We start from the raw sequence: 13,093 nt of genomic DNA, 5'->3' as shown, positions 1-13,093 counted from the left end.
GGGGCCATGGCCCCGTGGTGCGGTGTTCCGAGGTCGAGCACGACGTGCGTGAGCCCCGAGGAGGCGAGATGAGTGTCCCAGGCGGTCCTGAGGTGCCGAACCGGGCGGGTAGCGACACGACGGTCAGCTTCGGCCGGATCGAGGCCCCGATCGAGGAGGGCGTGCAGCCCGGTGGCCTGAGCCCCGAGGAGCACGCCGCGGTCGCGGCGCTGCCGCGCCACTCCGCCCTGCTCATCATGCAGCGCGGTCCCGGGCAGGGGTCCCGCTTCCTCCTCGACGCCGAGCGCACCGTCGCCGGCCGGTCGGAGCGCGCGGACATCTTCCTCGACGACGTCACCGTCTCGCGCAAGCACGCCGAGTTCGTGCGCGAGGGCGAGCACTTCCTCGTGCGGGACGTCGGCTCGCTCAACGGGACGTACGTGAACCGCAGCCGGATCGACGCCGTCGCGCTCTCGACGGGCGACGAGGTGCAGATCGGCAAGTACCGGCTCACGTTCCACGCCAGCCCGCACGCGGGGGCACCGGCGGGCGGCACGGCCCCTCGGTCGTGAACGCCTCGACGGGCGCCGCGCACGCCACGGCCCCCGAGCCCGCCGACGGTGCGGAGCCATGGCCCCAGGGCATCTCGCGTCGCGCGACCATGCGGATCTCCGACGTGCTGCGCGCGCTGCGGGCGGAGTTCCCGAACGTCAGCCACTCCAAGCTGCGCTTCCTCGAGGAGCAGGGGCTCATCGAACCCGTGCGGACCGCGTCCGGCTACCGCCAGTACAGCCCCGCGGACGTCGAGCGGCTGCGGTTCGTGCTCGTCGAGCAGCGCGACCGCTACCTCCCGCTCAAGGTCATCAAGGAGCGCCTCGCCGCGCTCGACGCGGGCGCCGACGTCGAGGCCCTGGCCCCGCGCCTGGCGACGACCGACGGCGAGCCCGGCGCGGCGGCCGTCCGCCAGCGCTACACGCTCGACGCGCTCGTGTCCGCGGCGGGGGTGGAGCGGGAGCTCGTCGAGGGACTCATCGAGGCCGGCGTCCTGCGCCAGGCGCCCGGGGGCCAGCTCGATGCACGCTCGCTCGACGTGGTCGTGCTCGCCGCCGGGCTCTCGGAGTACGGCATCGAGCCACGCCACCTGCGCTCCCTGCGCACCGCCGCCGACCGGCACGTGAGCCTCGTGCACCAGGTCGTCTCGCCGTGGCGCGGACAGCAGAGCGCGTCCGCGCGCGCCCACGCGGGCACCGTGGCCTCGGAGGTCGGCGAGCTCTGCGCGCAGCTGCACACCGTGTTCGTGCGCCAGGGGATCGACGACCTCACGCGTTGACGCACCCGCCCGTCCGCCGTCCGCGAAGCGCCCGCGCGGTCCCGCCCCACCCCCTGCCGGATGCCGGCGGGAGACGTACCGTGGTGTGGTGAGCGACGACGTCCCGATGGTCCCGGTCGAGGTGCTCGGGGTCCGTCAGCAGCAGCGCGACCAGGAGATCGTGGTGCTGCTGCTCGACGACGCGTCCGAGCTCGTGGTGCCGATCGTCATCGGGCCGCGGGAGGCGAGCGCGATCGCGATGGCGCAGGCAGGTCTGCCGACGCCGCGGCCCATGACCCACGACCTGCTGCGGGACCTGCTCGACGCGGTCGGGGTGCGGCTGGAACGGGCGGAGATCGTCGCGCTCGACGGCGGCATCTTCTTCGCCGAGCTGGTCCTGAGCAACGGGGTGCGGCTCGACTCCCGCGCGTCGGACGCGATCGCGGTCGCGGTGCGCACCGGCAGCCCGGTGCTGTGCTCGGCGGAGGTCGTCGCGACGGCGGGGGTCGAGGTCGTCGACGTCGCGCAGCAGGAGGAGGTCGAGAAGTTCCGCGACTTCCTGGACCACGTCCAGCCGGAGGACTTCTCGGTGGACGAGTAGGTGGATGGTCCGCACCGCCGGGGGACCGACCGTCGAGCGAGGGTCGAGGCTTGCGGGCACAACGGACAACACGGACGTTCGACCTCAGGTCGAGGGTTGAGCGGCCGACTCGCCGGACGCACGGGCGCGACACGCCCGCGCGCTCGGGTCGTCGGTCGTTGACGACCCCCGACGGCGCCCATAGCGTGGTCGTGGACATCACCCCAGGAGGCGACAGTGAACAGCAGCGGTGAGGCGAGCGTCGGTGTCGGCGCGACCGTTCCGCACGGTGCGCAGGGCCTCCTCTTCGGGGAGGACATCACCGAGCAGGACACGACGACCGGCTACCGCGGCCCGACCGCGTGCCGTGCCGCGGGCATCACGTACCGCCAGCTCGACTACTGGGCCCGCACCGGGCTGGTCGAGCCGACCGTCCGCCCCGCGTCGGGCTCGGGCTCGCACCGCCTGTACAGCTTCCGGGACATCCTCGTCCTCAAGGTCGTCAAGCGCCTCCTCGACACCGGGGTCTCGCTCCAGCAGATCCGCACTGCCGTCGAGCACCTGCGCGAGCGCGGCGTCGACGACCTCGCGCAGATCACCCTCATGAGCGACGGCGCGAGCGTGTACGAGTGCACCTCGCCCGACGAGGTCGTGGACCTCGTCCAGGGCGGTCAGGGCGTGTTCGGCATCGCGGTCGGGCGGGTGTGGCGCGAGGTCGAGGGCACGCTCGCGGAGCTGCCCACCGAGTCGCTCGACGACGAGGACGGCGCGGCGGTGAGCCCGCAGGACGAGCTCGCGCAGCGCCGTCGGGCCCGCTCCGCCGGCTGAGGCCGCGAGCGCCGCCGACCCGGGGACGGATCGGCGGTCCCGTCCGGGCCAGGGCGCCCGGCCGGCGCGTCGCGGCACCCGCCGGCCTGTGGAGCACGTCACAGCCGGTGCGACGGCCTGCCCGACGAGGCCGTGGGAGGATCGCCCGGTACGCGGCGCGTCACGCCCTCCCCGGCGGCGCCGCACGGTCGACGGATGGAGTGCCGGTGTTCTCGAAGGTCCTGGTCGCCAACCGCGCGGAGATCGCCGTCAGGGCGTTCCGCGCTGCCTACGAGCTGGGGGCCCGCACCGTCGCGGTGTTCCCGCAGGAGGACCGCAACTCCGAGCACCGGCTCAAGGCAGACGAGGCATACCTCATCGGAGAGCCCGGTCACCCGGTCCGCGCTTACCTGGACATCGAGGAGATCGTGCGCGTGGCGCGCGAGGCGGGGGCGGACGCGGTCTACCCGGGTTACGGGTTCCTCTCGGAGAACCCCGACCTGGCGCGCGCGTGCGCGGACGCGGGGCTGACGTTCGTCGGGCCGCCGCCGGAGGTGCTCGAGCTCGCGGGCAACAAGGTGCGCGCGCTCAAGGCCGCCCGCGAGGCCGGGCTGCCGGTGCTGGCGTCGAGCGAGCCGTCGTCGGACGTCGACGAGCTCGTCGCGGCGGCGGACGCGATCGGGTTCCCCGTGTTCGTCAAGGCCGTCGCGGGTGGAGGCGGACGTGGCATGCGTCGCGTGGACACGCGCGACGACCTGCCCGAGTCGCTGGCCGCCGCGATGCGTGAGGCCGACGGCGCGTTCGGCGACCCGACGGTGTTCCTCGAGCAGGCGGTGCTGCGCCCGCGGCACATCGAGGTGCAGATCCTCGCGGACGGCGCAGGCAACGTCGTGCACCTGTACGAGCGGGACTGCTCGTTGCAGCGCCGACACCAGAAGGTCGTCGAGATCGCGCCCGCACCCAACCTCGACCCGGCGATCCGGGACGCGCTGTGCGCGGACGCGGTGAAGTTCGCCCGGCACATCGGGTACCAGAACGCGGGCACGGTCGAGTTCCTCGTGGACACCGTGGGCGAGCGGGCCGGGCAGCACGTGTTCATCGAGATGAACCCGCGCATCCAGGTCGAGCACACCGTGACCGAGGAGGTCACCGACGTCGACCTCGTGTCCGCGCAGATGCGCATCGCGTCGGGCGAGACCCTGGAGGACCTCGGGATCCGGCAGGAGGACGTGCGCGTCAACGGCGCCGCCCTCCAGACGCGCATCACGACCGAGGACCCGGCGAACGGGTTCCGTCCCGACACGGGCCGCATCATCGCCTACCGCTCCCCGGGCGGGGCGGGCGTGCGGCTCGACGGCGCGACGGCGACCGCCGGGTCCGTCGTGTCGGGCCACTTCGACTCGATGCTGGTGAAGCTCACGTGCCGCGGCCGCGACTTCCCGACGGCGGTGCGCCGCGCTCGCCGCGCGCTCGCCGAGTTCCGCATCCGCGGCATCCGCACCAACATCCCGTTCCTCCAGGCCGTGCTCGCCGACCCGGAGTTCGTCGCCGGGAACGTGGCGACGTCGTTCATCGACGAGCGGCCCGAGCTCCTCGCGGCGCGCGAGAGCGCCGACCGCGGGACGCGCCTGCTCGCGTACGTGGGGGACACGACGGTCAACCGCCCGCACGGCGAGCCGCGGCGCACCACCGACCCCGCGACGAAGCTGCCCGCGCTCGACCTGTCGGTCGCACCTCCGCCCGGCACGCGCCAGCAGCTCCTCGAGCTCGGCCCCGAGGGCTTCGCGCGCGCCCTGCGCGGCGAGCAGCGCCTGCGGGTCACGGACACCACGTTCCGCGACGCCCACCAGTCGCTGCTCGCGACGCGTGTGCGCACGCACGACCTGGCCGCCGTGGCTCCGTACGTCGCGCGGGCCACGCCGCAGCTCTGGTCGGTCGAGGCGTGGGGCGGGGCGACGTACGACGTCGCGCTGCGCTTCCTCGGCGAGGACCCGTGGGAGCGGCTCGCGACGCTGCGCGAGGCGATGCCGAACCTCGCGATCCAGATGCTGCTGCGCGGCCGCAACACGGTCGGGTACACGCCGTACCCGACGCGCGTCACCGAGGCGTTCGTCGAGGAGGCCGCCGCGACGGGCATCGACGTGTTCCGCATCTTCGACGCCCTCAACGACGTCGACCAGATGCGCCCCGCGATCGAGGCCGTGCGCGCCACGGGCAGGACGGTCGCCGAGGTCGCCCTGTGCTACACGGGCAACCTGCTCGACCCGGCCGAGGACCTGTACACGCTCGACTACTACCTGCGTCTCGCGGACCGCATCGTCGAGGCCGGCGCGCACGTGCTCGCGATCAAGGACATGGCCGGGCTGCTGCGCCCCGCGGCGGCGACGCGCCTCGTGACGGCGCTGCGCGAGCGTTTCGAGCTGCCGGTGCACCTGCACACGCACGACACGTCGGGCGGGCAGATGGCGACGCTGCTGGCCGCGGCGGCGGCGGGCGTGGACGCGGTCGACGCCGCGAGCGCCGCCATGGCGGGCACGACGAGCCAGCCGTCGCTGTCCGCGCTCGTCGCGGGCCTGGAGCACACCGAGCGCGACACCGGCCTGTCGCTGGCCGCGGTCGCGGACCTCGAGCCGTACTGGGAGGCGATCCGCCGCCTCTACGCGCCGTTCGAGTCGGGCCTGCCCGGGCCGACGGGGCGGGTGTACGAGCACGAGATCCCGGGCGGGCAGCTGTCGAACCTGCGTCAGCAGGCGATCGCGCTGGGCCTGGGGGACAAGTTCGAGCAGATCGAGGCGATGTACGCGGCGGCGGACCGCATCCTGGGGCGCCTGGTGAAGGTGACGCCGTCGTCGAAGGTCGTGGGCGACCTCGCGCTGCACCTCGTGGCGGCGGGCGCGGACCCGGCCGAGTTCGCGGCCGACCCGCAGGCGTTCGACATCCCGGACTCGGTGATCGGGTTCCTCGGGGGCGAGCTCGGCGACCCGCCCGGCGGTTGGCCGGAGCCGTTCCGTTCCCGCGCCCTCGCCGGTCGGGCGGCGCGCGGCGGCGTGACGCCGCTGTCGCCGGACGACGAGGCCGAGCTCGCGCAGCCGGGGGAGGTGCGGCGCCGGCGGCTGAACCACCTGCTCTTCGCGGGCCCGACCAAGGAGTTCGAGCAGGTGCGTCAGGCGTACGGGGACGTGTCGGTCCTCGACACCTCGACGTACCTGTACGGGCTCGAGCCGGGTCAGGAGGTCGCGGTCGCGCTCGGCAAGGGCGTGCGCCTGCTCGTGGGGCTCGAGGCGATCGGCACGCCCGACGAGCGGGGGATGCGCACGGTCATGTTCACCCTCAACGGCCAGCTGCGCCCGATCCAGGTGCGCGACCGTGCGGTCGACGTGGACGCGCGCACGGCCGAGAAGGCGGACCCCACGCAGCCGGGGCAGGTCGCGGCGCCGTTCGCCGGCGCGGTGACGCCGGTCGTCGTCGTCGGGGATGCCGTCGAGGCCGGGCAGACGGTCGCCACGGTCGAGGCGATGAAGATGGAGGCCGCGATCACGACCCCGGTCGCGGGCACGGTGCAGCGCGTCGCGATCGGCGCGGTGCAGCAGCTCGAGGGCGGCGACCTGGTCCTCGTCGTGGGATGAGCGGTGGGCACCCGCGTGGTGGGGGTAGCAGCCTGAGGCGACGGCCGTCGTGCCGGGCACGGCGAGCGGAGGAGGATCCATGCGAGTCACGTTCCACGGCCACGCGTGCGTCACGGTGCGGCACGGCGGTCAGGTCGTCGCGATCGACCCGGGCACGTTCAGCGACGCCGCGGGCGCGCTGCGCGACGCCGACACCGTGCTGGTCACCCACCAGCACCCGGACCACGTCGATGCGCCCGCGCTCGGTGCCGCCCTCGCGGCCCGGCCCGGGCTCACGGTCTGGGCGCCCGAGACCGTGGTCGCGGCGCTGCGTCCCTCCCTGCCGGAGGACACCTCCGCGCGCGTGCACGTCGTCGTACCCGGCGACGGTCTCGACCTCGGCGGCCTGGAGGTCGTGGTGGGTGGCGGCCAGCACGCGGTGATCCACCGCGACGTTCCCCGGATCGCCAACGTCACCTATCTCGTCCGAGGCGACGGTGCGACGCTCCTGCACCCCGGCGACTCGTTCGACGCGCCGGACGGCGACGCGCTCGGGGGCGAGCGGCTCGACGTGCTCCTGGCACCGGTGTCCGCGCCGTGGCTCAAGCTCGCCGAGACGATCGACTTCGTGCGCGGCCTCGACCCGCGCGTCGTGGTGCCGATCCACGACGCGCTGCTGTCCGCGGTCGGGCACGGTCTCGTCGACCGGCTCCTCGGTGAGCAGCGCACCGGCGGGACGTACGCGTACCGGCCGCTCACCCCCGGCGAGGCGCTCGATGTCGCCGCGGGGAGCCTGGACGGGACCGGGGACGCCGCGGCCCGCGCGCTGCGCGACGAGCACCCCGAGTACGGCGAGGTGACGCCGCTCGAGGCCGACGAGACCGTGCCGCCACGCCCCGAGGAGGAGGCGGCGGACACGCTGCGCTCCGACCCGGCGCGCTGAGACCGGCGCCGGTCCCGCCGCCGCCCACCCGCGAGGCCTACAGCAGCGGGCGCAGGGGCGTGAGGACGACCTCGCTGAGCTTGGCCGCCATCGAGCGGGAGTCCCACTCGCCGAGCGTCAGCTCGCGCGAGTTCGACAGGTCGACGTCGAACACCTTCTCCATCTGCTCGGCCACCCCGGGGTCGGTGATCTCGAGGTTCACCTCGTAGTTCCCCGTCAGGGAGAGCCGGTCGATGTTGGCCGTCCCGATCGTCGTCCACGCGCCGTCGATGGTCGCGGTCTTGGCGTGCACCATCGCGTCCCGGTACAGGTGGATGCGCACCCCGCCCTTGAGCAGCGCCGTGTACAGGCCGCGCGAGAGCCAGTCCGCGAGCACGTGGTTGGAACGCTCGGGCACCAGGACGCGCACGTCGACCCCGCGCGCGGCGGCCGCGAGGAGCGCCGCGAGGATCTCCCTGTCCGGGATGAAGTACGCCTGCGTGATGTAGACGTGCGAGCTCGCGCGGTCGATGGCGTCGAGGTAGATGCCGCGGATCGGGAAGACGAGGTGCGCCGGCGCGTTGCGCGCGGCCCGCAGGCGCGGCTCCCAGTGCACCGACCCCGGGTCGGCGAGCAGCGGCTGGCCCGGCTTGCGGTTGGCGTTCCAGAAGTCGACGAACGCGTTGCGCAGCTCCCACGCGCTCGGGCCCACGAGGCGGATGTGCGTGTCGCGCCACTGCGTCGCGTACAGGGCGCCGATGTTGTACCCGCCGACGAACGCGATCTCGTCGTCGACCACCAGGATCTTGCGGTGGTCGCGACCCGACTTGCGCACGTTGAGCATGAGCACGCCGGGGCGGAAGACGGGGTAGCGGATGACGTGGATCGGCTCCGGCAGGTCGAAGAAGGCCTGCGGGACGACGAGGTTCGCGAACCCGTCGTAGACGACGAACACCTCGACGCCGCGCGCGCTCGCCTCGACCAGCGCCTGCTTGAACTCCTCGCCGAGCGCGTCGGCCTTCCAGATGTACGTCTCGAGCAGGATGCGGCGCTGCGCCCCGCGGATCGCGCCGAGCATCTCCCGGTAGACGTCCTCGCCGTACGTGAAGACGGTCGTCGTGGTGCCCGCGACCTCGACGTCGGCGGGGGAGGAGCGGGGGAACGACGCCTCGGTCGTGTTGCGACGCTTGCGGATCGCGTCGGCGGTGACGAGCACGCCCGCGACCGTGATCGGCGCCGCGACGGCGACCACGAGCGCACGGGAGAGCAGGCGGCGGGCGGTGCGCAGGGCGGAGTCGGCGGACAGGTGCACGGACTCACCGTAGCGGGCACGTCTCCGCGCGCGACCGCAGGACGGGTGCGCCGCGGGTGAGATCCCGCACCCCGGCCGCTCCCGGGCTCTCCGACAGCCCGGGTCAGTGCGAGCGGAGGGCCTTGATGAGCTCGGCCTTGCGCATCGAGGAGCGGCCCTCGATGCCGATCTCCGCGGCACGCTTGCGCAGCTTCTCGACCGTCCAGTCGTCGTAGTCGCCGGCCTTGCCGCCCTTGCGGCCGACGTTCTTGCGAGACGACCCGGCCGCGGCGTTCGCGATGCGCGCCGCCTTCTCCTTCGAGTCGCCCTCGTCGCGCAGCTTCTCGTACAGCTCGGGGTCCTTCACGCTCGGTCCCGGGTCACGCTTCGGCACGACGCCCTCCTCGTCTCGTGCCGGCCACCTCGGCGCGCGGCCGGTCTCCCGTCAGGCTCGCCCCGCCGTCGTCCACTCGCACGCGGACCCTCACCCGGGCGTCTCACCTCGGCGCCTCGTCCGAGCGCCTCACCCGAGCACCGTGACGCGGGACGTGCTGGAGTCCACGTGCACGACCCGCCCCGCCACCGCGGCGAAGCCGTGCGGGTCCGCGTCGTACCCGGCCTGCCAGCGCACGACCCCGTCCTCGAGCGACAGACCCACGAGGAGCGCGCGCCGCGGGGAGTCGGGGTCGGGGGCGACCACGGTGAGGGTGGCGCCGTCCGTGAACGCGGCCGTCACGCCCCGCGCGAGGTCCGGCCCGGCGTCGAGGCCACCCGCGGACGACCTCGACGCGGAGCGCGGCCACGTCCACACCCGCTCGCCCGTGCGGGCGTCGAGGGCGACGAGCGCGTCGCCCGTGGCGAGGACCGCGCGGCCGTCCGCGAGCGCCACGGCCTGCGCGACCGGCAGGTCGACGCGCCACAGCTCGTCCGGCGGGTCCGTGGCCCCGCCGGACGGTGACGCGAGCGCGCGCACCCCGCCCGGGGTCTCGACGAGCCAGGTGGTCGCGGTGCTGCCGGGTCCGACGAGTGGCACGAGGAGGCGCCCGGCGAGAGAGGCCAGGACCGTCCCGTCCGGGGCGACGAGCTGGGTGGCCCCCGTACGGTCGGGGGGTCGGACGGTCGTGCGCCAGAACGTGCCGTCCGGACGGGGTGTGACGCTCGCCGTGATCGCGTCGCCGCGGGCGTCCAGGCGGGTCCCGGCGACGGTGAGGAATGCGCTGAGGCGGCACCCGCGCACGACGAGGAGGTCGTCCTCGACCGTGACCGCGGCCTGGCCCGCGACCTGGGGCCGGCACATCGCGGTGCGTCCCGCGTCGTCCGGCTCGACGTCCTGCCGCCAGCGCACCTGTGCGGTCCGGGCGTCCTGGAGCGCGAGGTGGACGACGCCGCCGGTGCGGGACCAGCGCAGGACCGTGCCGCCGGGGGCGGGGACCGCGCGGCCGAGGTCGTCGCCGAGGGGCACCGGGTCGGTCGTCGGTCCGCCCGGGCCGAGGACGTGCGCGACGGGCGCGAGCACGGGGCCGGTCAGGCACGTGACGACGACGGGTCGCGGCGCGGGGGCCGACGTCTCGCCCGTGGCCGGGCCGCACCAGGCCGTCGGGTCGAGCGCCCGCCAGGACCGGGTTCCGGTCGCGACGTCGCGTCCCTCCACGCCGTCGCCGGTGACCACGGCGAGGACCGTGCCGTCGCCGACCACGGCGAGCCGCGGTGCCGCGGCGTCCCTCTCCCACGCCGGCTCGGGAGGGACCGCGAGGGAGACCACGGACCCGGGCAGGGCGAGGCGTTCACGCTCCGCGGTGGCCGTGCGCCACGTCCCGACGGCGGCGAGGACGAGGGCGAGCACCACGAGGGGTGCCCCCACGCGCAGGAGCAGGGCACGTCGTCGGGCCGGTGCCGCGGGCCCGTGGGCCCCCTCCGCGGGTGCGCCGCGCCCGGTCGGTGCGGGCTCGTCGTCCGGGACGAGCTCCACCCGGTGGAGCGAGGCCATACCGGTGACGCTACGCGCCCCGCGAGGCGGGCGTCAGGTCTCGGCGGGCTCGAGCGCCGCGGAGAGCGGGTGGGCGCGGATCGCGGCGGCGAGCTCGCCCTCGATCCGGTCGAGGTACACGCCCGTGGTCGCGATGGACGCGTGCCCGAGGAGCTCGGCGACCACCTTCACGTCCCATCCTTCGGCCGCCAGGAGGGTCGCGGTCGTGTGGCGCAGGGCGTGCGGCGTGGCCTCGCGCCGGTACTGCGCGGGCATGCGCGCGACGCACCGCCGCAGGAGTCCGCGGACCGCCTGCGCGTCGATGCGACGGCCGCGCCAGGACAGCAGGAGCGCGCGCCGCGCGTCCGGGTCGTCGGGGCGGCGGGCGAGGAGCGCGGGGCGCAGGCGTTCCAGGTACTCCTCGAGCGCGGCGGCGAGCGGGGGAGAGAGCGTCACGGTGCGGACGTGTCCGCCCTTGCCCTGGATGCGCCAGCGTGTCTGGTCGGGCTCGCGGGAGAAGTCGTCGAGGTTCGCGCGCTCGAGCTCGGAGACGCGGGGGCCGAGGACGAGCAGTAGCGCGACGACGAGGCGGTCGCGGACCTGGAGGTCCTGGTCGCGGCGTCCCGCGGCCGGGTCTCCCGGCGCCCGTGCGGCAGAGACCTCGAGCAGCGACGCCGCGGAGCCTGCGGACAGCGCCGTGCGCGCGACGCGCAGCCCGTCGCGCAGGCGGGCCGGGGGAGAGGCCCACTGCATCGGGTCGGCCTGGACCCAGCCCTCGCGGGCCGCGTGGGAGAAGAAGCGCGTGACCGACTGGCGGAAGCGGTTGACCGTCGCCGCGGAGCGGCCCGAGCCGCCCTCCTTGCGGGACGCGTCCGCGTACCGGCCGTCGGGAGTGGTCTGGTAGCGCAGGAGGACGTCGTCGACGTCCTCGCCGGCGACGTCGTCCAGCACCCGGTCCGGGCCCGCGAGCCGCGTGAACTCCGCCACGTCCCGCTCGTAGCTGCGACGCGTCGTCGGCGACAGCACGCCGCGCAGGGTCTGCGCGGCGACGGACGCGAGGTAGCGGTCGGCCGCCTCGGCGACGGTGATCCGCTCGAGGCGGGGCGGGGCGACCATGAGCGAGCCTCCTTCAGGTGCGGTCGCGGCCAGCCTAGGTCGTGCCACCGACAACGACACGGCCGGGCAGCGCCCTGACCTGCACCGACGCCGGAACTCTCGGGGTCGACGGCTCAGTGCCCCTCGTCGAGGTGCGCGACGTCCCCGACGGACAGCACCGCGCGGTTGTGGAAGAACCCGTCCTCGCGCAGGGTCGTGATGCTCCCGGAGGCGACGGGGAACGCGACGTGCCCCGCGGCCTCGACCGGCATCCCGATCCATGCCGCGACGACGAACGTCGCCGCGAACCCGTGCGTGACGACCACCTGGTGGTCCACGGCGTGGCGGAGCAGGTCCGTCGTCGCGGCGTACACCCGCAGCGCGACGTCGAGCCTCGTCTCCGCGCCCGCGACGCCCACGTCGTGCCGCAGGCGGTCGCCCACCGCCGGCGGTGGGACGAACCGCGCGTCGAGCCACGCCTGCGGACGCCCGCCCGCGTCTCCGTAGGACGCCTCGCGCAACCGGGCGTCGAGCCGTGGTGGCATGCCGAGCGCCTCGCCGATCGCGGTCGCGGTGCGGCGTGTGCGCAGGAGGTCGGACGTGACGACGTCGACCGCGGCGTCGCGCGGGACCCGGGCTCGCAGCGCCGCGGCGACCAGAGCCGCGTGCCGCATGCCGGTCGTGGTGAGGTCGGAGTCGTGGACGCCGCCGACGAGACCCTCGACGTGGTGCGTCGCCTCGGGGTGCGTCACGACGTGCACCGTGCGCTCGCGCGCGCCGACGACGTCGGGCAGCGGCGGGGGAGGGAAGGGCGTCCAGGGACCGTCGGCGTCGGGCACGTGCCCAGGCTGGCACATGCGCGGGGTGGCGGGAGACCTGGACGCGGGAGCAAGCGCGCGAGCGGGGGACGCCGGGGGGACGTGCCCGAGGTGTGTCCGGGGGACGGTTCGTACGAGGCGGCGCTGCGACAGGATGGGCCGTGCGGTGGTCACGCCGGGCATCGGCGGTGCGTCACCACGCTGTTGACCTAAACACAATGGTTTGCGTTGTATGTCCGATTCTAGGCATCGTAGCCCAGCGTGCGGTCCCGCACCAGGCGTCGCCCGCGGGGCCCGACCGCCGCAGCCGTCGAGGCGGCCGGCGGTTCGAGCTCGCCTCGGGGCGCGTCGGCGTCGCTCGGCCCGGCCTGCGGCACCCGCGCGGGGGACACCGAGCGCCAACACCACACGGCAGCGGTCGCCAGGCCTGCCGCGACGCCGACGACGGCGAAGGCCACGAGGGTCAGCGCGAGCACCGGGACCCAGGCCAGCGTCGCCAGCATCGTCGCGACGACCCGTCGAGGCGGACGTCCGTCCGGAGCGAGCTCGGCGAACGGTGACGTCGCGGCGAACGTCCCGGAGACGGTTCCTGACGACACCCGGGACGGCGCGAGCGCCACGAGGCCCGCGAGCAGCCGCCTGCCGTCGCTCCGGTCCGCGGTACGGGCGGCAGGGCGGTGCGTGGCGAGCCGGGGTGCGTACGTCGACGTGCTCATGTCGA

At 74.8% G+C, this 13,093-nt stretch carries 12 protein-coding genes; 6 read left to right on the top strand and 6 right to left on the bottom strand.

What is annotated here, in order from left to right; all coding sequences use genetic code 11:
- The first annotated feature begins 68 nt into the window (after positions 1-68).
- From AC6CH9_RS05070 to AC6CH9_RS05045, 6 genes are all read left to right on the top strand, one after another.
- Complete coding sequence (locus tag AC6CH9_RS05070; RefSeq protein WP_047234767.1) at positions 69-551, top strand: FHA domain-containing protein; 483 nt, start codon at positions 69-71, stop codon at positions 549-551.
- Complete coding sequence (ftsR, locus tag AC6CH9_RS05065) at positions 548-1,309, top strand: transcriptional regulator FtsR (RefSeq protein ID WP_498153938.1); 762 nt, start codon at positions 548-550, stop codon at positions 1,307-1,309. Before AC6CH9_RS05070 ends, ftsR begins: the two co-directional genes overlap by 4 nt.
- 88 nt (positions 1,310-1,397) lie before the next feature.
- Entirely contained in the window at positions 1,398-1,889 is a 492-nt protein-coding gene (locus tag AC6CH9_RS05060) for a bifunctional nuclease family protein (RefSeq protein ID WP_021482354.1), read from the top strand.
- 216 nt (positions 1,890-2,105) lie between these two features.
- Complete coding sequence (locus AC6CH9_RS05055; protein ID WP_047234765.1) at positions 2,106-2,696, top strand: MerR family transcriptional regulator; 591 nt, start codon at positions 2,106-2,108, stop codon at positions 2,694-2,696.
- 206 nt (positions 2,697-2,902) lie between these two features.
- Positions 2,903-6,301: a pyruvate carboxylase gene (locus tag AC6CH9_RS05050; RefSeq protein ID WP_498153937.1), complete on the top strand. Its 3,399-nt coding sequence runs from the start codon at positions 2,903-2,905 to the stop codon at positions 6,299-6,301.
- A gap of 79 nt (positions 6,302-6,380) precedes the next feature.
- The gene (locus tag AC6CH9_RS05045; RefSeq protein ID WP_498153936.1) at positions 6,381-7,223 is read left to right on the top strand and encodes an MBL fold metallo-hydrolase; all 843 of its coding nucleotides are present in this window, start codon (positions 6,381-6,383) and stop codon (positions 7,221-7,223) included.
- A 37-nt stretch (positions 7,224-7,260) separates the two neighbouring features.
- Here AC6CH9_RS05045 and AC6CH9_RS05040 read toward each other — a convergent pair whose 3' ends face one another.
- From AC6CH9_RS05040 to AC6CH9_RS05015, 6 genes are all read right to left on the bottom strand, one after another.
- The gene (locus tag AC6CH9_RS05040; RefSeq protein WP_498153935.1) at positions 7,261-8,514 is read right to left on the bottom strand and encodes a phospholipase D-like domain-containing protein; all 1,254 of its coding nucleotides are present in this window, start codon (positions 8,512-8,514) and stop codon (positions 7,261-7,263) included.
- A 103-nt stretch (positions 8,515-8,617) separates the two neighbouring features.
- The gene (locus AC6CH9_RS05035; RefSeq protein ID WP_498153934.1) at positions 8,618-8,887 is read right to left on the bottom strand and encodes a DUF7218 family protein; all 270 of its coding nucleotides are present in this window, start codon (positions 8,885-8,887) and stop codon (positions 8,618-8,620) included.
- Between the two features lie 129 nt (positions 8,888-9,016).
- Positions 9,017-10,480 carry an outer membrane protein assembly factor BamB family protein gene (locus AC6CH9_RS05030; RefSeq protein WP_498153933.1) on the bottom strand — a complete coding sequence of 488 codons (1,464 nt, stop codon included), beginning with the start codon at positions 10,478-10,480 and terminating at the stop codon, positions 9,017-9,019.
- A gap of 33 nt (positions 10,481-10,513) precedes the next feature.
- Positions 10,514-11,575 (bottom strand): tyrosine-type recombinase/integrase, encoded by a 1,062-nt coding sequence (locus tag AC6CH9_RS05025; protein ID WP_498153932.1) that lies wholly within the window; start codon positions 11,573-11,575, stop codon positions 10,514-10,516.
- A 113-nt stretch (positions 11,576-11,688) separates the two neighbouring features.
- Positions 11,689-12,393, bottom strand: a complete 705-nt coding sequence (locus AC6CH9_RS05020; protein ID WP_498153931.1) for a histidine phosphatase family protein — start codon at positions 12,391-12,393, stop codon at positions 11,689-11,691.
- A 221-nt stretch (positions 12,394-12,614) separates the two neighbouring features.
- Complete coding sequence (locus tag AC6CH9_RS05015; RefSeq protein WP_498153930.1) at positions 12,615-13,088, bottom strand: hypothetical protein; 474 nt, start codon at positions 13,086-13,088, stop codon at positions 12,615-12,617.
- Between the last annotated feature and the right edge of the window lie 5 nt (positions 13,089-13,093).

The organism is Cellulosimicrobium sp. GQ32, from assembly GCF_059758455.1.
Note: the sequence above shows the minus strand (reverse complement) of the source record. Positions and strands in the feature narration are given on the sequence as shown.

Excerpts from the sequence above, each read along its gene's own strand:
- AC6CH9_RS05025 (WP_498153932.1), bottom strand. The coding sequence starts at position 11,575 with ATGGTCGCCCCGCCCCGCCTCGAGCGGATCACCGTCGCCGAGGCGGCC.
- AC6CH9_RS05070 (WP_047234767.1), top strand. The coding sequence starts at position 69 with ATGAGTGTCCCAGGCGGTCCTGAGGTGCCGAACCGGGCGGGTAGCGAC.
- AC6CH9_RS05030 (WP_498153933.1), bottom strand. The coding sequence starts at position 10,480 with ATGGCCTCGCTCCACCGGGTGGAGCTCGTCCCGGACGACGAGCCCGCA.
- AC6CH9_RS05015 (WP_498153930.1), bottom strand. The coding sequence starts at position 13,088 with ATGAGCACGTCGACGTACGCACCCCGGCTCGCCACGCACCGCCCTGCC.
- AC6CH9_RS05045 (WP_498153936.1), top strand. The coding sequence starts at position 6,381 with ATGCGAGTCACGTTCCACGGCCACGCGTGCGTCACGGTGCGGCACGGC.